At 60.2% G+C, this 17346-nt stretch carries 14 protein-coding genes and 1 pseudogene; 12 read left to right on the forward strand and 3 right to left on the reverse strand.

What is annotated here, in order from left to right; all coding sequences use genetic code 11:
* Positions 1–175 precede the first annotated feature (175 nt).
* The 3 genes from gpt to AC1DE4_RS13180 form a co-directional block, all read right to left on the reverse strand.
* On the reverse strand, positions 176–673 hold the full coding sequence (gpt, locus tag AC1DE4_RS13170; protein WP_025659992.1) for a xanthine phosphoribosyltransferase: 498 nt from the start codon (positions 671–673) through the stop codon (positions 176–178).
* Between the two features lie 183 nt (positions 674–856).
* The gene (locus tag AC1DE4_RS13175) at positions 857–1699 is read right to left on the reverse strand and encodes a universal stress protein (RefSeq protein WP_025659993.1); all 843 of its coding nucleotides are present in this window, start codon (positions 1697–1699) and stop codon (positions 857–859) included.
* 109 nt (positions 1700–1808) lie between these two features.
* On the reverse strand, positions 1809–2585 hold the full coding sequence (locus tag AC1DE4_RS13180; RefSeq protein WP_025659994.1) for a competence/damage-inducible protein A: 777 nt from the start codon (positions 2583–2585) through the stop codon (positions 1809–1811).
* Positions 2586–2801: 216 nt separating this feature from the next.
* Here AC1DE4_RS13180 and wrbA point away from each other — a divergent pair, with 216 nt between their 5' ends.
* The 12 genes and pseudogenes from wrbA to AC1DE4_RS13240 form a co-directional block, all read left to right on the forward strand.
* The gene (gene wrbA / locus AC1DE4_RS13185; RefSeq protein ID WP_477881548.1) at positions 2802–3398 is read left to right on the forward strand and encodes an NAD(P)H:quinone oxidoreductase type IV; all 597 of its coding nucleotides are present in this window, start codon (positions 2802–2804) and stop codon (positions 3396–3398) included.
* A 752-nt stretch (positions 3399–4150) separates the two neighbouring features.
* Positions 4151–5401, forward strand: coding sequence for a flavin-dependent oxidoreductase (locus AC1DE4_RS13190; protein ID WP_037215894.1), 1251 nt, complete (start codon positions 4151–4153; stop codon positions 5399–5401).
* Positions 5402–5437: 36 nt separating this feature from the next.
* Positions 5438–7183, forward strand: a complete 1746-nt coding sequence (locus tag AC1DE4_RS13195) for an ABC transporter permease (RefSeq protein WP_025659997.1) — start codon at positions 5438–5440, stop codon at positions 7181–7183.
* Between the two features lie 34 nt (positions 7184–7217).
* Positions 7218–8279 carry an ABC transporter substrate-binding protein gene (locus AC1DE4_RS13200; protein ID WP_025659998.1) on the forward strand — a complete coding sequence of 354 codons (1062 nt, stop codon included), beginning with the start codon at positions 7218–7220 and terminating at the stop codon, positions 8277–8279.
* A gap of 38 nt (positions 8280–8317) precedes the next feature.
* Positions 8318–9373, forward strand: coding sequence for an ABC transporter substrate-binding protein (locus AC1DE4_RS13205; RefSeq protein ID WP_477881552.1), 1056 nt, complete (start codon positions 8318–8320; stop codon positions 9371–9373).
* Between the two features lie 79 nt (positions 9374–9452).
* On the forward strand, positions 9453–10559 hold the full coding sequence (locus tag AC1DE4_RS13210; protein ID WP_025660000.1) for an ABC transporter ATP-binding protein: 1107 nt from the start codon (positions 9453–9455) through the stop codon (positions 10557–10559).
* Between the two features lie 42 nt (positions 10560–10601).
* Positions 10602–11591 carry an ABC transporter substrate-binding protein gene (locus AC1DE4_RS13215; RefSeq protein ID WP_477881554.1) on the forward strand — a complete coding sequence of 330 codons (990 nt, stop codon included), beginning with the start codon at positions 10602–10604 and terminating at the stop codon, positions 11589–11591.
* Positions 11592–11598: 7 nt separating this feature from the next.
* Positions 11599–12306: a class II aldolase/adducin family protein gene (locus AC1DE4_RS13220; protein ID WP_025660002.1), complete on the forward strand. Its 708-nt coding sequence runs from the start codon at positions 11599–11601 to the stop codon at positions 12304–12306.
* Between the two features lie 189 nt (positions 12307–12495).
* On the forward strand, positions 12496–13437 hold the full coding sequence (locus AC1DE4_RS13225) for a LysR family transcriptional regulator (RefSeq protein ID WP_025660003.1): 942 nt from the start codon (positions 12496–12498) through the stop codon (positions 13435–13437).
* Positions 13438–13886: 449 nt separating this feature from the next.
* Entirely contained in the window at positions 13887–15866 is a 1980-nt protein-coding gene (locus tag AC1DE4_RS13230) for an ABC transporter ATP-binding protein/permease (protein WP_477881557.1), read from the forward strand.
* 323 nt (positions 15867–16189) lie between these two features.
* Positions 16190–16396, forward strand: a complete 207-nt coding sequence (locus AC1DE4_RS13235; RefSeq protein WP_018856970.1) for a CsbD family protein — start codon at positions 16190–16192, stop codon at positions 16394–16396.
* A gap of 208 nt (positions 16397–16604) precedes the next feature.
* Positions 16605–17193, forward strand: a pseudogene (locus AC1DE4_RS13240) (amino acid permease); the annotation flags it as partial.
* Positions 17194–17346: the final 153 nt, after the last annotated feature.

Consider the following 17346-nt stretch of genomic DNA (forward strand, 5'->3'; position numbering starts at 1 on the left):
CGCGACTTTACCTCTAATGCAAGTCCGCAACGCGACACCGTTGCCGCGTGGGAATTGCTTTGAAGGATAAGGTCAGCGCGGGCGACGCGATAGCGGAATCCGATGGGTTAGTTAAACAAAGATTTGTACAATCTGAAATTGTCGCCAATCTGTTGGGTTGCGCCGTGGATGGCGCTCAGCCGCGGCCGGCCTTGGAGATCGGTTCCTGATAGGTGAACCCCATGTCCCACGGGAAGTAGATCCAGGTGTCCTGGCTGACTTCCGTAACGAAGGTATCGATCGTCGGCACTCCCTGGGGCTTCGCATAAACGCAGGCGAAGTGTGCTTTGGGAAGGATCGAACGAACTTCGGAGGCGGTCTTGCCCGTATCGGTAAGATCGTCGATGACAAGGACGGATTCGCCTTGGTCAGCGGTCAGCTCTGGCGCAATGCCCTTCAGGAGCATCATTTCGCCCTGGTTCACGTAGTCGTGGTAGGAGGCGACGCAGACAGTTTCGATCAGCCGGATGTTGAGTTCGCGCGAGATGATTGCTGCGGGTACGAGACCGCCGCGCGTGATGCAGACGATCGCCTTGAAATCGCGCTTGAGCCCAGCGAGACGCCAAGCGAGCGCCCGCGCGTCGCGGTGGAACTGGTCCCAGGAAACGGGAAAGGCTTTATCGGGAAGAGACATGGGTTTGCTCCGCGGCATGAATGATGACACGCCGTTTGTCGGCGGCCGGACAAGGCATTCCGCGATCGGCCAAACGCAAATCGCCCAGCCCAGACTGCGCGAGAGGAGGACCGAAGCCGGAGCTCGTCATCGGTCGCCGCAATTAACGGATTCCGTGGGCAAAACGCAAGCCTTTCACGATTCCTATCGCGACAGCAGCGTCAAGGCCGTCATCGACTGCAGCAGCGTTCTCGTGGTGCCGCCGAAGATCAACTGCCAGAGACGCGAATGAGTGTAAGCGCCCATGACGAGCAGGTCGATGCTGCTGTCGGAGAGGCGATTTTCGATGACGGCCGACGCGGACTTATCAACGCTTTGCGCTGTTGCCAAAGTTACCTTGACGCCGTGACGGGAAAGAGCCGCAGCGATGTCGGCGCCTGCGACGGCCGCAGACTGGAGTGCATTGTCGACTGGATCGACGGAGAAAATCTCGACTTCGTCGGCGGCCCTCAGGATGGGCAAGGCATCGAACGCCGCACGCGCGGCCTCCCTTGAGCCGTTCCATGCGACGAGGACACGCTTGATCGGTTTCGGCTGGCGCATCACAAAAGGAATCATCAAAACCGGGCGACCGCTTTCGAAGAGATAGTTGTCGATGTCTACGTGACTGTCGGACGGCTTCACCGGATCGGCCTGCGAGGCGATGAGCAAGTCGGCGCTTCGGGCACTTTCGATCAACGGCGCCGAGCCGTAGCCGGTGGATGAGGCGAAGCTGCGCCATTCATGGGAAATACCTTCAGCCTGCGCCTTCTTGCGGAAGATGCGTTCGATTTCGAGCGTTTGGGCACGCGCCATGTCCTGCAGTGCCTGCACGGCGACCGGGTCGGGTATCTCCATCGGTGCTACGAGCGGCACGACCGCGACGGTCTCTGCATGAAGTCCGATAACGTAGGCATTGGTCTGTGCGGCAATGGCAAACGCAAAATCGGCCACGGCGGTGGCGTTATCGACGGTATCGAGAATGGCAAGTATGGTTTTGTAGGACATCGGCAATTCTCCTTAGGCGGATGAAATCGACTAATTTTCAACGAGAATGCGCCGGCGAGGGCGCCGGTTCTTTGATGCATATCAACGGCGAGCCGGGATCTCCTCCATGCTACGCCTCTGCCGAGCGGTTTTCAGCCACCTCCTTTGATTGGCGGATGGACTCGATCATAGCGCGCACATCATCTCCCGCTGCATCGACCGCATCCTGTGAGCGTCCGCGGACGACGATTTCCGTTGAGAACGCCTGGCCAATATAGCGGGGATAGGAGCCGATGCTCGTCTCCGGATGAGCTTTCTGGATGGCAGCAAGCGGTGTGCCGATGTCGCCTTCCCCGTAAGGGCAGGAGATACCGAGCGAGAGCACTCGCGTGCCGGTCCGCAATGTCGGGATGACCGCGTCGACCATGGCCTGGAAGACCTGCGGCACGCCAGCCATGACATGAACGTTGCCGATCACGAACCCGGGTGCGGTCGAGACCGGGTTGGGGATATGGCGCGCCCGTTTGGGCATGCGAGCCATTCTCTTTCGGGCTTCCGTAAACTCAAGCCCGCGGCGCGCGTACATCTCGCCGAGCAGGTTCATTGCATCAGCATCGTATTCGCAAGGCACCCCGAACGCTGCGGATACGGCATCGGCGGTGATGTCGTCATGGGTCGGTCCGATACCTCCCGAGGTGAAGATGTAATCGTATTTTGTGCGCAGCGCGTTGAGTGCCTCGACGATCGCATTCTCCTCGTCGCCGACGATGCGCACTTCCTTGAGGTCGATGCCGGAAAGCGTCAGCATGTCAGCCAGGTGACCGATATTCTTGTCCTTGGTGCGGCCGGATAACAGTTCGTCGCCAATGGCAAGCATGGCGGCGGTGACAATCGTCTCATTGGTCATTGGAAATTTCCGAGCATTTGCGTTCCCACATAGGTAGTGCCCTTCTCCAGTCTTGCAAACCGTGTCGCTGCCGCCAACTTGCGAAATGGCTGCAAGCAAGTTTTCGTCTATGACCATTGAACAGTGCGTTCTGCCCTACGGGGCTATGTTCGACACACACCGCTGCTACAACTCCGCACGTTCACGAATTCAAACGCAATTGATGGAGTTAGATAAATGGCTAAGGTACTCGTGCTCTACTACTCGGCTTACGGCCACATCGAAACCATGGCATATGCCGTCGCCGAAGGCGCAAAGTCGGCCGGCGCGGACGTCACCGTCAAGCGCGTTCCGGAACTGGTTCCTACCGAGGTTGCCAAGGCGTCGCACTACAAGATGGACCAGTCTGCCACGATCGCCACGGTCGACGAACTTGCCGATTACGACGCGATCATCGTCGGTGCGGGTACGCGCTTCGGAACCGTTGCTTCGCAGATGCGCAATTTCTGGGATCAGACGGGCGGCCTCTGGTTCACCGGCAAGCTGGTCGGAAAGGTGGGCTCTGTGTTCACGTCCTCGGCCACGCAGCACGGCGGCCAGGAATCCACCATCCTCGGCTTCATCCCCACTTTCCTGCACCAGGGCATGGTCGTTGCCGGTCTTCCCTATGCCTTCCAGGGCCAGATGGGCGTTGATGAAATCAAGGGCGGTTCGCCCTACGGCGCATCCACCATTACTGATGGCGACGGATCCCGCCAGCCTTCCGCGATCGAGCTTGAGGCAGCCAAGTATCAGGGCGCTCACGTCGCCAAGATCGCTGCAAAGCTCGGCTAAATCAGTCCTCACTAGCAGGCGCGGCCATTGGGTCACGCCTGCTTATACCGGGCAACGAACTTGCCAATTCAGCCGTAGAGGTTGTGCAGCTTTGCTGCGAAGAAAAGAAGCGGTATTCCGACGACCGCAATCGCGATCATGTACGCCGTTCCTGCCCTGAACAATTTGAGACGTCGAGCTCTCGTGCCATCCCAATCGTAAACCATTGCCATACTCCCACAAGACTAGCTTACAACTATGCGCAGCCCCAACCGCGGTCCTTCTGGCGCGCGCATACAAGCACATTCGCAAGAGATGATAAAGGCCAATGGACGTTGCTGCCGGAAGTCGGTGCCCTCGGGCATGATAGTGCGAGCGACGGGATCGAAGCCACGTGCCCTATAGCAAGGGGCAGGCCAGCCGCACTTGAGTGCTTCACGGTGAGGGGCCTCAGTCATCTGTTTTCGCTATGACCTCAAAAAATCTATCTATTTGATGAATGTCAATTTTGTTTCTAGGGTCCTTCCAACATCGGATGGTTCTTTCGAGTGAGGACGCGCGAGTGGTTCGGGCGATGAAAGAGCAACCGGTGCCTATCGGAGGATGATCGGCAAAATCTGGAATAACTGCCGCTGTCGAAGCGTTGCTTCGGCGAACGGGTTTCCATTGCCTGCAGCCTTCATCTGAAGCGACATCGGCATTTTTCAATCCTGTTGGACGATGCCCTACTCGAACTTTGCCGGGTTTCCCGGCCAGGACATTTGGAGTTGACTATGGAAGTCACGATTGTTGGTGGTGGGATCGGGGGGCTGGCGCTTGCTCTGATGCTGCACGAAAAAGGGATCCCATCCCGTGTTTACGAGGCCGCGCCCGAGCTGAAGGCGCTCGGCGTCGGCATCAATCTTCTGCCGCATGCCTCCCGCGAACTGTGCCAGCTCGGCCTCGAGGAAGAGCTTGCGAAGGTCGCCATCACGACCCGCGAGTCCGGTTTCTACAACCGCCACGGCCAGCATATCTTCACCGAATCGACGGGTCGCCATGCCGGCTACGAATGGCCGCAATTCTCCATCCATCGCGGCGACCTGCACATGGTCCTCGTCGAGGCCTTCAAGCAGCGCATCGGCGCTGACCGCCTGATGACCGGCTGGTCCTGCACCGGCTTCGACCAGGACGACAGCGGCGTGACCCTGCATTTCGTCGATCCGCGCGACGGTTCGGCCCGGCCGTCCGTCAAGGCCGAAATGGTCGTCAGCGCCGAGGGAATCCACTCCAGGATCCGCAAGCAGCTCTATCCGAACGAAGGTCCGCCGCGCTATTCCGGCATCAACATGTGGCGCGGCGTCACGCGCTGGAAGCCGTTCCTGACCGGCGCCAGCATGGTGCGCGTCGGCTGGCTCAACACCGCCAAGGTGCTGATCTACCCGATCCGCGACGATATCGACGCCGAAGGCAATCAGCTCATCAACTGGGTCGTCGACATCGAAACCGACAAGTACAAGTCTCAGCGCGACTGGAACAAGCCGGGTCGCCTCGAAGACTTCTTCGACGTCGTCAAGGACTGGAAATTCGACTGGCTCGATTGCCCGGCGATGTTCAAGGCCGCCGATGCGATCCTCGAATATCCAATGGTCGACCAGGACCCGCTGGACCAGTGGACCTTCGGTCGCCTGACGTTGCTCGGCGATGCCGCCCATCCGATGTATCCGCGCGGCGCGAATGGCTCGGCCCAGGCGATCCTCGATTGCCGCGCGCTGACCGACGCGCTCGTCCGTGAAGGCGATCCGATCAAGGCCATGCATTCCTATGAGGCGATCCGCCGCCCGGCAACCGCCAAGGTCGTGCTGACAAACCGCGCCAATCCGCCGGATGCGATCCTGCGCGAAGTCTTCTTGCGCACCGAGGACAAGCCGTTCGATCATATTGACGACGTCATTAGCCGTGAAGATCTCGAGCAGCTCTCCACAAACTATCAGCGCATTGCCGGTTATCATAAGGATAACCTCGCTGTACCGGCCGGGTCCTGACGGACCCGGAGGAAAGACGTCGGTTGGGAGGCCTTCATGTCATTGCAGGAAAGTACTTACACCAAGATGGCGCAAAACCATGGACCCCTTGCGAGGATCAACGCGAAATGGCTGGTCATCGCGGCCGTGATCCTCGCCGTCGCGTGGCTCGCCCTCGTGCCGCTCGTCTTTCTGATCTGGCAGAGCTTCATGACCCCGGCGGCAGGCGATGTGCCTGCCGTCTTCACCCTCGATAATTACACAAAGGCCTTCAGCGATAGCCGCATCCTGCCGCTGTTCCGCAATTCGGTGATTTTCGCGACCGGCACGGCCTGTCTGTCGCTGACGATCGGCACGCTCTTCGCGTGGCTGAACGAGCGAACGAACACACCCTTCAAGATGCTCTTCTATGCGGCTTCGATCGTGCCGCTCGTCATCCCGTCGATCCTCTTCACCGTCTCCTGGATCATGATGGCGAGCCCGCAGATCGGCCTCTTCAATCTCATCCTGAAAAATACCTTCGGCATCGCCGGGCCGGTTTTCAACATCTACTCGATGGGCGGGATGATCTGGGTCGAGGGCCTGCATTATTCGCCGGTCGCCTTCCTGCTGATGTCGGCGGCCTTCCGCGCCATGGACCCTTCGCTCGAGGAATCGGCGCTGATGTCCGGTGCTTCGATCTGGCAGATCCTCTTCCGGATCACGCTGAGGCTTGTCTGGCCGGCGCTGGTCGCAGCCTTCTTCATCATGTTCACGCGCTCGATCGAATCCTTCGAGGTCCCTGCGCTGCTCGGCACTCCCGTCGGCATCGAGGTCTTCACCTCGTCGATTTATGACGCGATCCGCGAATATCCGAGCAATGTCGGCCTCGCTTCGTCCTATGCGATCCTTCTTCTGGTGATTGCCTCCTTCGGCATTTATTTCCAGTCGCGGCTGTCGACCAAGGGCAGCAAATATTCAACAGTCACCGGAAAGGGTTTTCGCCCGCGGCCGTTCGATCTTGGCCCGTGGCGCGTTCCTGCCGCCGTCCTGATCGTCGTCTACATGGTGCTGGTGATTATCCTGCCGTTCCTGGTGCTTCTCTGGTCGTCCCTGAACAAATATTACAGCGTGCCCTCCTGGAGCGCGATGCACCGGCTTTCCTTGAATGCCTATGTGACCGTCATCAACTATCCGGCTGTCGGCCAGGCGGTCTGGAACAGTGCGATCCTTGCCTTCAGCGCGGCGACCGGCCTGATGCTGTTGACAGCGGTGATCTCATGGATCGTCATTCGCACCAAGCTGCCGGGCCGCTGGCTGCTCGACAACCTTGCCTCGCTGCCGATGGTCTTCCCCGGTCTCGTGCTCGGCCTGTCGATTATGATTTTCTATCTTTATCTGGATATCGGCGTGTACGGCACGACCTGGATCATCCTGATCGCCTATCTCACCCGCTTCATGCCCTACGGCATTCGCTACAACACGACGTCGATGCTGCAGATCCACAAGGATCTTGAGGAATCCGCCGCCATGAGCGGTGCCTCCTGGGGCCAGAGCTTCTGGCGCATCGTCCTACCGCTCCTGAAGCCAGGCCTGGTGGCGGGCTGGATCTACATCGTAGTCGTCTCGATCCGTGAACTGTCGAGCTCGGTCCTTCTCTACAGCCCCGGCTCTGAGGTGGTCTCGGTGGTGATCTGGGAGCTCTGGCAGAACGGCCAGTATGTCGAACTCTCGGCCTTCGGCGTGATGATGATCCTGGTGTTGTTCACGATCGTCATGCTGGCCCAGTGGGTCGGCAAACGCTTCGGCGTCAAGGAGGCTTGAGGAGAAGCCTCGAGGATTGGCATGGGAGGAGAAAATGCCTGAATTCATGAAGAATGTGCAGCGGCTCTGGCGCTGTGGGATGCTATTGGGAACCATTGCTGCCGCCGCCTTGGCCACTGGGGCCCACGCCCAGTCCAGCATCGACCAGATCGCCGGCTATACCGGCGCTGATCGGATGGACAAGCTGGTCGCCGCCGCAAAGCAGGAGGGCGCTCTAACGCTCTACACCGTCACCCCCGTCGAGGACGTGACCGTCATTACCAAGGCATTCGAAGCCAAGTACGGCATACCGGTGACCTTGTGGCGTGGCAGTTCCGAAGACGTCCTGCGGCGTGCCGTCGGCGAGTTGAAGGCCAGACGTCATGATGTTGATGTTATCGAGACGAACGGACCGGAACTCGAGGCGCTTCATCGTGAAAAGCTACTGCAACCGATCCGGTCGCCGCTCTTTGCGGACATCTTTCCGGATGCCGTGCCGCCTCATCACGAATGGATCGGCAGCCGGCTGAACATCATCACCGCGGCCTACAACACGAATGCAGTCAGCGAAGCGGACCTTCCGAAGACATGGGAGGAACTGCTTGATCCGAAATGGGCCGGCAAGCTCGGCGTCGAGGCCGTTGCCTATGACTGGCTCGCGACGGCCGCCGGAACCTTTCCGTCCAAAGAAAAGGGGATGGAATTCTTCCGCAAGCTATCGCAGACCGATCATCCGGGACTCTACAACGGCCATCCCCTGCTGACCAATCTCGTTGTTTCCAGCGAGGTGCCGCTCGGCCTGACGGTCTATCTCTACAAGGTCGCGCAAATGGAAAAGGACGGTGCTCCGATCAAGCGGTTCATGATCGGCCCGGCTATTGCCCGCATCAATGGCCTCGGCGTGGCGCGGACAGCGCCCCATCCAAATGCCGCGATCCTGTATCAGGATTTCACCCTCACTGAAGGACAGAAGATCCTGGCGGAGAGACAGTTTACGCCGACCAATATCAAGATCGCGCCGCTGCCTGAAGGCATGCAGGTCAAGGTGATCAATCCGGGTGCCGCCCTTGATAACCTGGGCGATTGGCGCGGCGAATTCGAAAAGACGTTCAAGTAATTCCATCGGCGATCAAACCGAATACTCGGGAGGAGAAAATGTTGCGATCGTTTAAAATGACTTCGGCCATCCGCTTGCTTGGCGGAATGGCGCTGCTGGGAGCCGTTGCCACAGGCTCTGCTTATGCGCAGTCGAGCCTTGCTGACCTCGCCAATTACAACGGCCCCGACCGCTTGGAGAAGCTAGCGGAGGCGGCCAAGGCGGAAGGCGAGCTGACGCTCTATACGGCAACGCCGGTCGAGGACGTCGCCGCCATCACCGATGCCTTCACCGCCAAATACGGTATCAAGGTCACCACCTGGCGCGGCAGCTCGGAGGACGTGCTGCGCCGTGCCGTCACCGAGATCAAGGCCGGTCGCTATGATGCCGACATCATTGAGACGAACGGGCCGGAACTCGAGGCCCTGCATCGCGAGAAGGTTTTCGAGCCGGTCAATTCGGCCACCCTGGCCGATATCTTCCCGCAGGCCGTCCCTGCCCACAAGGAGTGGGTCGGCAGCCGCCTGAACATCATCACTGCCTCCTACAACACGCAGCTCGTTTCCGACGCCGACGTGCCGAAGAGCTGGGATGATCTGCTCGATCCCAAGTGGTCCGGCAAGATCGGTCTCGAAGCCGAAGCCTATGACTGGCTGGCGACGATCGACCAGAGCTTCCCGAGCGAGCAGCAGGGTCTAGACTTCTTCCAGAAGCTTGCCAAGACCAACGGCATTTCGCTCCGCAAGGGTCATACGCTGCTGACCAACTTTGTCGTCTCCGGCGAAGTGCCGGTGTCGCTGACGAATTACCTCTACAAGGTCGACCAGATGAACAAGGACGGCGCGCCGATCCAGAAGCTGAAGCTCGGTCCCTCCGTCGCCCGTGTCAACGGCCTCGGTGTTGCCAAGACGGCGACGCATCCCGCCGCCGCGCTGCTCTTCCAGGAATTCACGCTGACCGACGGCCAGAAGATTCTCGCCGATCGCGGCTTCACGCCCACGAATGTTAAGCTGGTGCCGCTGCCGGAAGGCCTGAACGTCCAGGTCGTCGACGGGGCGAAGATGCTGGATCAGCTCGCCAAGTGGCGCGATACCTTCAATGCGACAGTAAAATGAACGGGCAGGGCGCCAGCGCCGGCCTGATAGAAATTATCGGATCGATGATCCGACCGGCAGGGAATGTGAGGAGAATACCATGCTGAGTGTGCAGGGTCTGAGCACGGAATATGCGGATGGCAAGGGCAAGGTCGTCAAGGCTGCCCAGGACGTGTCCTTCGAGGTGCCGCAGGGCAAGCTCTTTACGCTGCTCGGTCCCTCGGGCTGCGGCAAGACCACGACCCTGCGTTCGATCGCGGGCCTCGAACGTCCCGTCAAGGGCGCGATCACCGTCGATGGCAAGCCGGTCTTCGCCGCCGGCAAGGGCATCTTCATGGCGCCCAACCATCGCAATTTCGGCATGGTCTTCCAGAGCTACGCTATCTGGCCGCATATGAGCGTCTTCGAGAACGCCGCCTTCCCATTGCACGTCGGCAAGACGAAATTCTCCAAGAAGCAGATCGAGGAGAAAGTCGAACGCGTGCTGAACGCCGTCGCTCTTGGCGACTACGCCGGCCGCGAAGCGACCAGGCTTTCCGGCGGTCAGCAGCAGCGCCTGGCGCTCGCCCGCGCCCTCATCATGGAGCCGCGCCTGCTGCTTCTCGACGAGCCGCTGTCGAACCTCGACGCCAAGCTGCGCGAGATGATGCGCTTCGAGCTGAAGCGGCTGCAGCGCGAACTTAACCTGACAACGCTCTACGTCACGCATGATCAGCAGGAGGCCTTGGCGCTGTCGCACCAGATCGCGGTGATGAATGCCGGCAAGGTCGTCCAGCTCGGCACGCCGCGCGAAATCTACGAGGCGCCCGCCGCCCGCTTCGTCGCCGACTTCATCGGCTCCAGCAACTTCCTTGAGGGCAAGGTGCTCGGTCGCGGCCAGGAGACCGGCAGCTGGGCCGTCGAGACGCCGGCCGGCAAGATCGATGTCAGCGCCGAAGAGGCGCTTGACCTCAAGGACAATCTGACGGTCGCCGTGCGCCCGGAGAACATCCATCTCGTCGAACCGGACAAGGGCGAGAGCCTTTCGGGCAATGTCCTCGACGGCATCGTCGACAGCAAGGTCTTCCTCGGCGAATGCGTCGACTACATCGTCAATGTCGGCAAGGCGAAGCTTCTGGCGCGCGTCCATCCGAGCGTCAGGACGCCGATCGGCGGGCGGATCCTCGTCAATATCAAGCCCGCGAAAGTCAACGTTATCCTGCGCTGAATGCCAGCGCCTGTTTCCAGTGCCATATCCCAGGACAATGCCATGAGCCGCAAGCAGCTTTCTATCGCCACGACCGACTATGACCATTTCCGCGATCTGCGGCTCGGGACAGTGGTGCCCGAAGGCATCGACCTCACCTGGTCAATGCTAAGCCATCACGAGATCTTCGCCCGCTTCACCTTCAATCGCGAGTGGGACGTCAGCGAGCTTTCCTTCGCCAAGTTCATGGCGCAGGTGAGCCGCCCCGACAGCGACATCATCGGCCTGCCGGTCATCTGTTCGCGGCTCTTCCGCTTCAGCTCGTTCTACGTCAACAAGGCGAGCAACATCAAAAGCGTGGCCGACCTTAAGGGCAAGCGCGTCGGCTCGCCGGAATGGGCTCATTCGGCGGCCGTCTACATGCGCGGCTGGATGCATAACGAAGGCGGCGTCAAGCTGCAGGACGTCCACTGGTATCAGGCCGGCGCCAATGCGCCGGGCCGCGAGGAGAAGGTCGATCTTGCCTTGCCGGAAGGCGTAACGCTGACGCGCGTCGCCGACAAGTCGCTGTCGGAGATGCTGGCCTCCGGCGAGATCGACTGTGCCATCATCGCCCGCCCGCCGACCTGCTTCCTCGAAGAGGACCCGCGCGTCGAACGCCTCTTCCCGAATTTCCTGGAGATCGAGGAGGATTATTACCAGGAGAGCGGCGTCTGGCCGATCATGCACATCATCGCCATAAAGAAGCATCTTCTCGACGAGAGCCCCTGGATCGCCCGCAATCTCTACAACGCCTTCGAGGAATCCAAGCGCCGCAGCCTGGAACGGCTCTTCGATCCGGCGGTCTCGCGCTATCCGCTTGCCTGGCTGCCGACCTATGCGCGGCGCATGCGCGACATCTTCGGCAGCGATCCGTTCCCGTTCGGTATCGAGAAGAACCGCAAGACTTTCGAGCAGATGCTGCTCTATACCCACCAGCAGGGCATCGCGAGCCGCCTGATGACGCCGGACGAGATCTTCCCGGCGGGCATCATGACCAAGTTTGTCGTCTGAGGCTGCCATGAGCGAACTTGCCAGCGATCTCGCCGAACTCGTCACCGCCAATCACATCCTCGCCCGCGAGGACGTGCTCGATGCCTTCGGCCATGTCAGCCTTCGCTCGCCGCAGGCCGACGGCGAATACTTCATCTCCCGCTCGCGCAGCCCCGAGCTGGTCGTGGTCGAGGATCTGCAGCGCTACGATCTCGACTCGAAGCTTCTCGGCGACGACGAGCGACGTGGCTATATCGAACGCGTCATCCATGGCGGCATCTACAAAGCGCGGCCGGACGTCAAGGCCGTCGCGCATTTCCACTCGCCGGCGATCATGCCCTTCTGTGTCGCCGATATCGTCTGGAAACCAGTGACACATCTCGGCGCGACGATCGGTACCGACGTCGCTCTCTGGGACAGCCAGGCGGAATTCGGCGATACCGACATGCTGGTTTCCACCGCCGATCAGGCAGCATCGCTTGCCTGGGCGCTCGCAAACAGCAATGCCGTCTTCCTGCGCGGTCACGGCGCAGTCGTCGTCGGCGGTACGTTGCGCGAGCTCGCCATGCGCACGATCCAGCTCTGCCGCAACGGTGATGTGCTGCTGCGATCGCTGCCCTTCGGCGGCGTGACGCCGCTGACGGCGGGTGAAATCGCGCTTTCTGGCGCGAAGAACCTCGAACCGCCGGTGCTCGCCCGCGCCTGGGATTACTGGGCGACGAGGGCCGGACACTGAAGCCACGCGATCTGCGGCTGGCGATTTAGTGATTTGCAAGCCGCGGCTTTCCTGCCAGACTGAAAGCTTGCCGCCGGAATCGCGCCCGGATACCAGGGGATGGCGACCTTCACGGAACGTGGAAGACCAGAGCCCGAGACCGGAAGCGTCTTGCGGTTGTCAGCCCATGGCCGTGGAGGAGATGGCCCCTTGCGAATTCGCCAAATCGAATCCTTTGTCAGCGTCTGCGAAATCGGCAGCATCACGCAGGCCGCCGCCGCGCTGAACATCGTACAGCCGGCGCTCGGCGCACAGATCAACGCACTGGAGCAGGAGCTCGGCGTGCAGTTGCTGGAGCGCGGCCCGCGCGGCACGACGACGACGCCGGCCGGCCAGTATTTCCTCGAAGAGGCCAAGGAAATCCTCGATCGACTGGCCACCATCCGCCGTACGATCAAGCAGTTTGACCCAGCACAGGAAGAGCACATCTCGATCGGTCTCACCTCCAGCCTCTCGGCGCTGCTCGCCGGTCCGCTGGCACAGGAGTTCGGCCGTCAGAACTGGTCCGCCAAGGTCCAGATCGTCGAGGAGATGAGCCACCTGCTCGGCGAGCGCGTCGCCCGCGGCGATCTCGATTTCGCACTCGCTTTCAATGTCGAGCCGCGCAAGGGTATCAAGCAAACGGCCGTCCTCCGGGAATCCGTCTTCTTCATCACTGGCCGAAAATCCGAGTTCGGTCAGGATGGACCGATCAACTTGATCGAGCTTGCCAAAGCGACCTTTGTCATTCCGACCGAGAAGGGCCAAATCATCAATCTCTTGAGACATGCGATGGAATTCTTCCACCTTCCGCTGAAGGTTGCCTACCAGATCGAATCCATGGATGCGATCAAGGGTCTGATCCTCGAAGGCAACGCCTGCGCCGTGCTGCCCTATGGCACCGTGGCGCGCGAAGTGGAGGCGGGCACGCTGATCGCCCGGCGCATAGTCAATCCGCCGCTCGTGCGCACGCTCTATCTGATCCAGCCCTCTGGCCGGCCAAAGCCCGCACATGCCGGCTCGGCGCTGCACATCATCCAGGGCTTCATCAGCCATCTTGCCAAGAACGAGGCCTTCGAGATCGTTGAGCAGGAAGTAGCGCCAGCTGTGTAAGCTGTCTTGCGTGCATAACACGAAATCGTGGCTGATTTCGCCCTATGCGAGCTCGGGCTCACCGAATGCGCGGAGACGATCACTGCGCTTGCCACGACGCGGTCAACGCGAGAAAAAGAGCCCTGCTGTCGCGGTCGCAGGGCAGGCGCGCGTGCATATAGGGAACTCTCGGTCGCGGACTTTGTTCCCATTGTCCTGTCCCCCAAAAGCCCGCCAGCACACGCGGGGCACTTGGAAATTGAAAGTTGCGAAACGAGAGGCAGGAAGAAAATCGCTGTTCCTCCAGGTCAAGCGAGCGACGTCTCTATTGGTTCCCTCACCGAGATCCACCACCGTCGCCGGCCTTCATCCCGACACGCAAGCGCTCGCGGCGGGCAGCACCTTCAGCTTCTTCCCTGCTCGAGATTGGCATCATGAAACCTTTTGATTTTTAAGCCGTTGTCGCGCGTATGTCAGACGCTGAATTAGATCAGAAATCGGTCGACGGCTCCGAGCAGCACAGTGCCGAGAGATCGCGCCAAGAGAAGGCATCGACTGACGAGGGCGCGCTGCCCCCAGAAGTCGTTGAACCCGACCCAGAGCTGACGCCCGAGGAGGCCGAGCGGGCGCGCAAGAGATATTTGCTGACGCGCTTCTGGATCAGCGCGCGCGGTTACTGGGGCCGCGGCGGGGAATGGCTCGCGTGGCCGTGCTCAATTGGGCTGCTCGCCTTAATCGTCACGAATGTCGGCTTCCAGTATGGAATCAATATCTGGAATCGCGCAATCTTTGACGCAATTGAGCAACGCAATGCCCATACCGTATATTTCCTCAGCGCCGTGTTCCTGCCCCTCGCGCTCGGAAGCGTCGCTCTTGTCGTAACACAAGTATCCCTCCGTATGCTGATCCAGCGCCGCTGGCGTTCCTGGCTAACGACCGCGCTCATCGGGCGCTGGCTCGCCAACGGCCGTTACTATCAGTTGAATCTCATCGGCGGTGACCACAAGAACCCGGAAGCCCGCATTTCCGAGGATTTGCGAATTGCGACCGAGTCACCCGTCGACTTCATCGCTGGTGTCGTTTCCGCATTTCTGTCGGCCTCGACTTTCATCGTGGTGCTCTGGACGATCGGCGGGGCCTTGACCCTGACAATTGCAGGGTCGACCGTCACTGTTCCTGGTTTCCTTGTCATTACCGCGGTTCTCTATGCGGCTATCACGTCCAGCTCGATGGCCGTCATCGGTCGCCATTTCGTCCACGTTTCCGAGGTCAAGAATCAGGCGGAAGCCGAATTTCGCTACACGCTGACGCACGTGCGGGAAAATGGCGAAAGTATTGCCTTGCTGGGCGGGGAGGAGGAGGAGCGTAACGATCTCGACAAGACGTTTACCAATGTCCTCCGCCAGTGGGCGCTCCTTGCACGCCAACACATGCGCACAACGCTCGTGTCCCAGGGGTCGAGCCTGCTTGCGCCAGTCGTTCCCCTTCTCCTTTGCGCTCCAAAGTATCTCGAAGGCAGCATGACGCTTGGACAGGTGATGCAGGCTGCCTCTGCCTTCGCCATCGTCCAGAGCGCGTTTGGATGGCTGGTCGACAATTATCCGCGTCTTGCCGATTGGCACGCCTGTGCACGGCGCGTCGCTTCGCTGATGATGTCGCTCGACGGGTTGGAGCGCGCCGAACAGAGCGATGCCTTGGGACGCATCCAGCACGGTGAAACTGAAGGCGATGCGATGCTCAGCCTCAATGACCTCTCGGTGTCGCTTGACGACGGTACCGCCGTCGTCAAGGAGACCCAGGTCACGGTCGAAACAGGCGAGCGGGTCCTCGTGGCCGGAGAGTCCGGTTCGGGCAAGAGCACGCTGGTGCGGGCCATCGCAGGCCTTTGGCCGTGGGGTGACGGCAGCGTCAATTTTCATGGCGACAGACGACTGTTCATGTTGCCGCAGCGGCCTTACATCCCGTCCGGGACGCTTCGCCGGGCGGTTGTCTATCCCGGCGCCGCCGATAGCTGGCCGCTCGATAAAATCAAAGCGGCTCTCGACAAGGTGGGACTCGACTATCTGAACGACAGGATCGAGGAAGAGGCGCCATGGGACCAGACGCTGTCGGGTGGTGAAAAACAGAGGCTCGCGTTTGCGCGCCTCCTGCTACACAGTCCGGATACGATCGTGCTGGATGAGGCAACGTCGGCACTCGATGAGAAAAGCCAGGACAAGATGATGGAGATGATCATCCATGAATTGCCGCAGATCACGATCATAAGCGTAGCGCATCGAGCTGAGCTGGAAGCCTTCCACAGCCGCAAAATTACATTGGAACGGCGGGAGGGCGGCGCAAAACTTGTCAGTGATATTGATCTTCTCCAGCGCAAGAGAAAGCGGAATTTGCTTTCGCGCCTTGTCGAAAACCGGCACTCCCGGCCGAAAGGCAGTGCGACGCCCGGATAGCAAGGGCAGGGATCATTCCAAGATAAGCTCGCTGAGCGGGAACTCGCGTCTGTGACCCGATATGACAAGGATGCCTTGTGGCACCAGTTCAACTTGACGGCATCCCGAAACCTCATTTTGCCGACATGGCCGTTGAGTGCGGCGTGGTGGAGCGGCCAGGTTATCTTCGGTGCAACAAGTTGGCCGAAGCCGTAGATCGCTCAACGCGCAGACCAACGGCCCGCCCATGCCTGCACTGATCCTTACCGGTTGCCTCATCGACGCTTCGGGAACACTTGGCGGTGAAGCCCGTTACTTCCTCATCCACAACAGGAGGAAATACAATGGATTGGAATCGCGTCGAAGGAAACTGGAAGCAGATGAAAGGCAAGGTCAAGGAGCAGTGGGGCAAGCTTACGAATGACGACCTTGATCAGATCGCCGGTAAGCGCGAACAACTGGAGGGCAAGATCCAGGAGCGCTACGGCATCGAACGCGACCGAGTTCGCCGCGACATCGATGAGTGGTACGGAAACCAGACCTGGCACTAGATTTTAGCAGGCCCGGGGCTTCCGGGCCAACTCTCCAGTCTTTGCCAACGCCTCGACCGTTTTCGCCTCGTTTGGCGAGCGCGAGTTGCCGACGGCAATCGACGGTGAAGCCCGGCCATGCCGACCAAGGGCCCAGCCCGATGCGATGACCGTCCGAGAGGGGCTAGGCTGTACCGGACTTCAACGATCTCCGTTATCCGAATTCCGCATACAGCGTCGGCGCGTCTACTCGCGCTACGCCCGCAATCGGTCGGATGTCGGCGTCGCCACGGTGTTCGGCTTCCTCGGCGTCCTCTGCCTGCTCGTGCTGGTCACGATCCTGTCCTACGGCGTGCTGTTGCGCCCTGATCTCGCCGCCCTTTGCAATCCTTCGATGGCGGGCGTGCTGCAGGCCGTGGTTGGCCCGTGGGGCGCCGTCTTCGTCAGCATTGGCCTGCTTGATTTCGGTCGCTGGGGCATATCTCTCGTGGGTGCTCCTCGCGGCGGAAATCCTCTATTCCGCCTCGAACTACGACACCATGCCGCGCTTTCTTTCCCACGAAAACAAGAGCGGCGTTCCTTCGATGGCCCTGTAGCTTACCAACGCCGTCGTCTAGATCTTTCTCGTGTTGACGCTGTTTGCAGAATACGCTTTCCATCTGGCGCTTGAGTTGACGAGCTCGATGATCCTGGTCCCCTATATCCTGGTCGCGGCCTACGGGCTCCGCCTGGCCCTGACCGGTGAAACTTACGATCGCGACCCTGAGGGTCACACGGGCGATCTTCTGCGGGCTTCCATCGCCGTGCTGACGACTGCCAGGGCGCTGATCTAGATGGTGTTGTCTAATCGCATTGCGTTGGTCAAACTCTTTTTGACATGCTCAACAACGCCCGGCCGAGCATCGTTCGACCGGGACGAGTACTAAACCGTGGATGTGCGGACCGCTGTTTCATGTTGCGTTGTTGATGAC

The sequence above is a fragment of the Rhizobium sp. 10N414 genome (assembly GCF_056394785.1).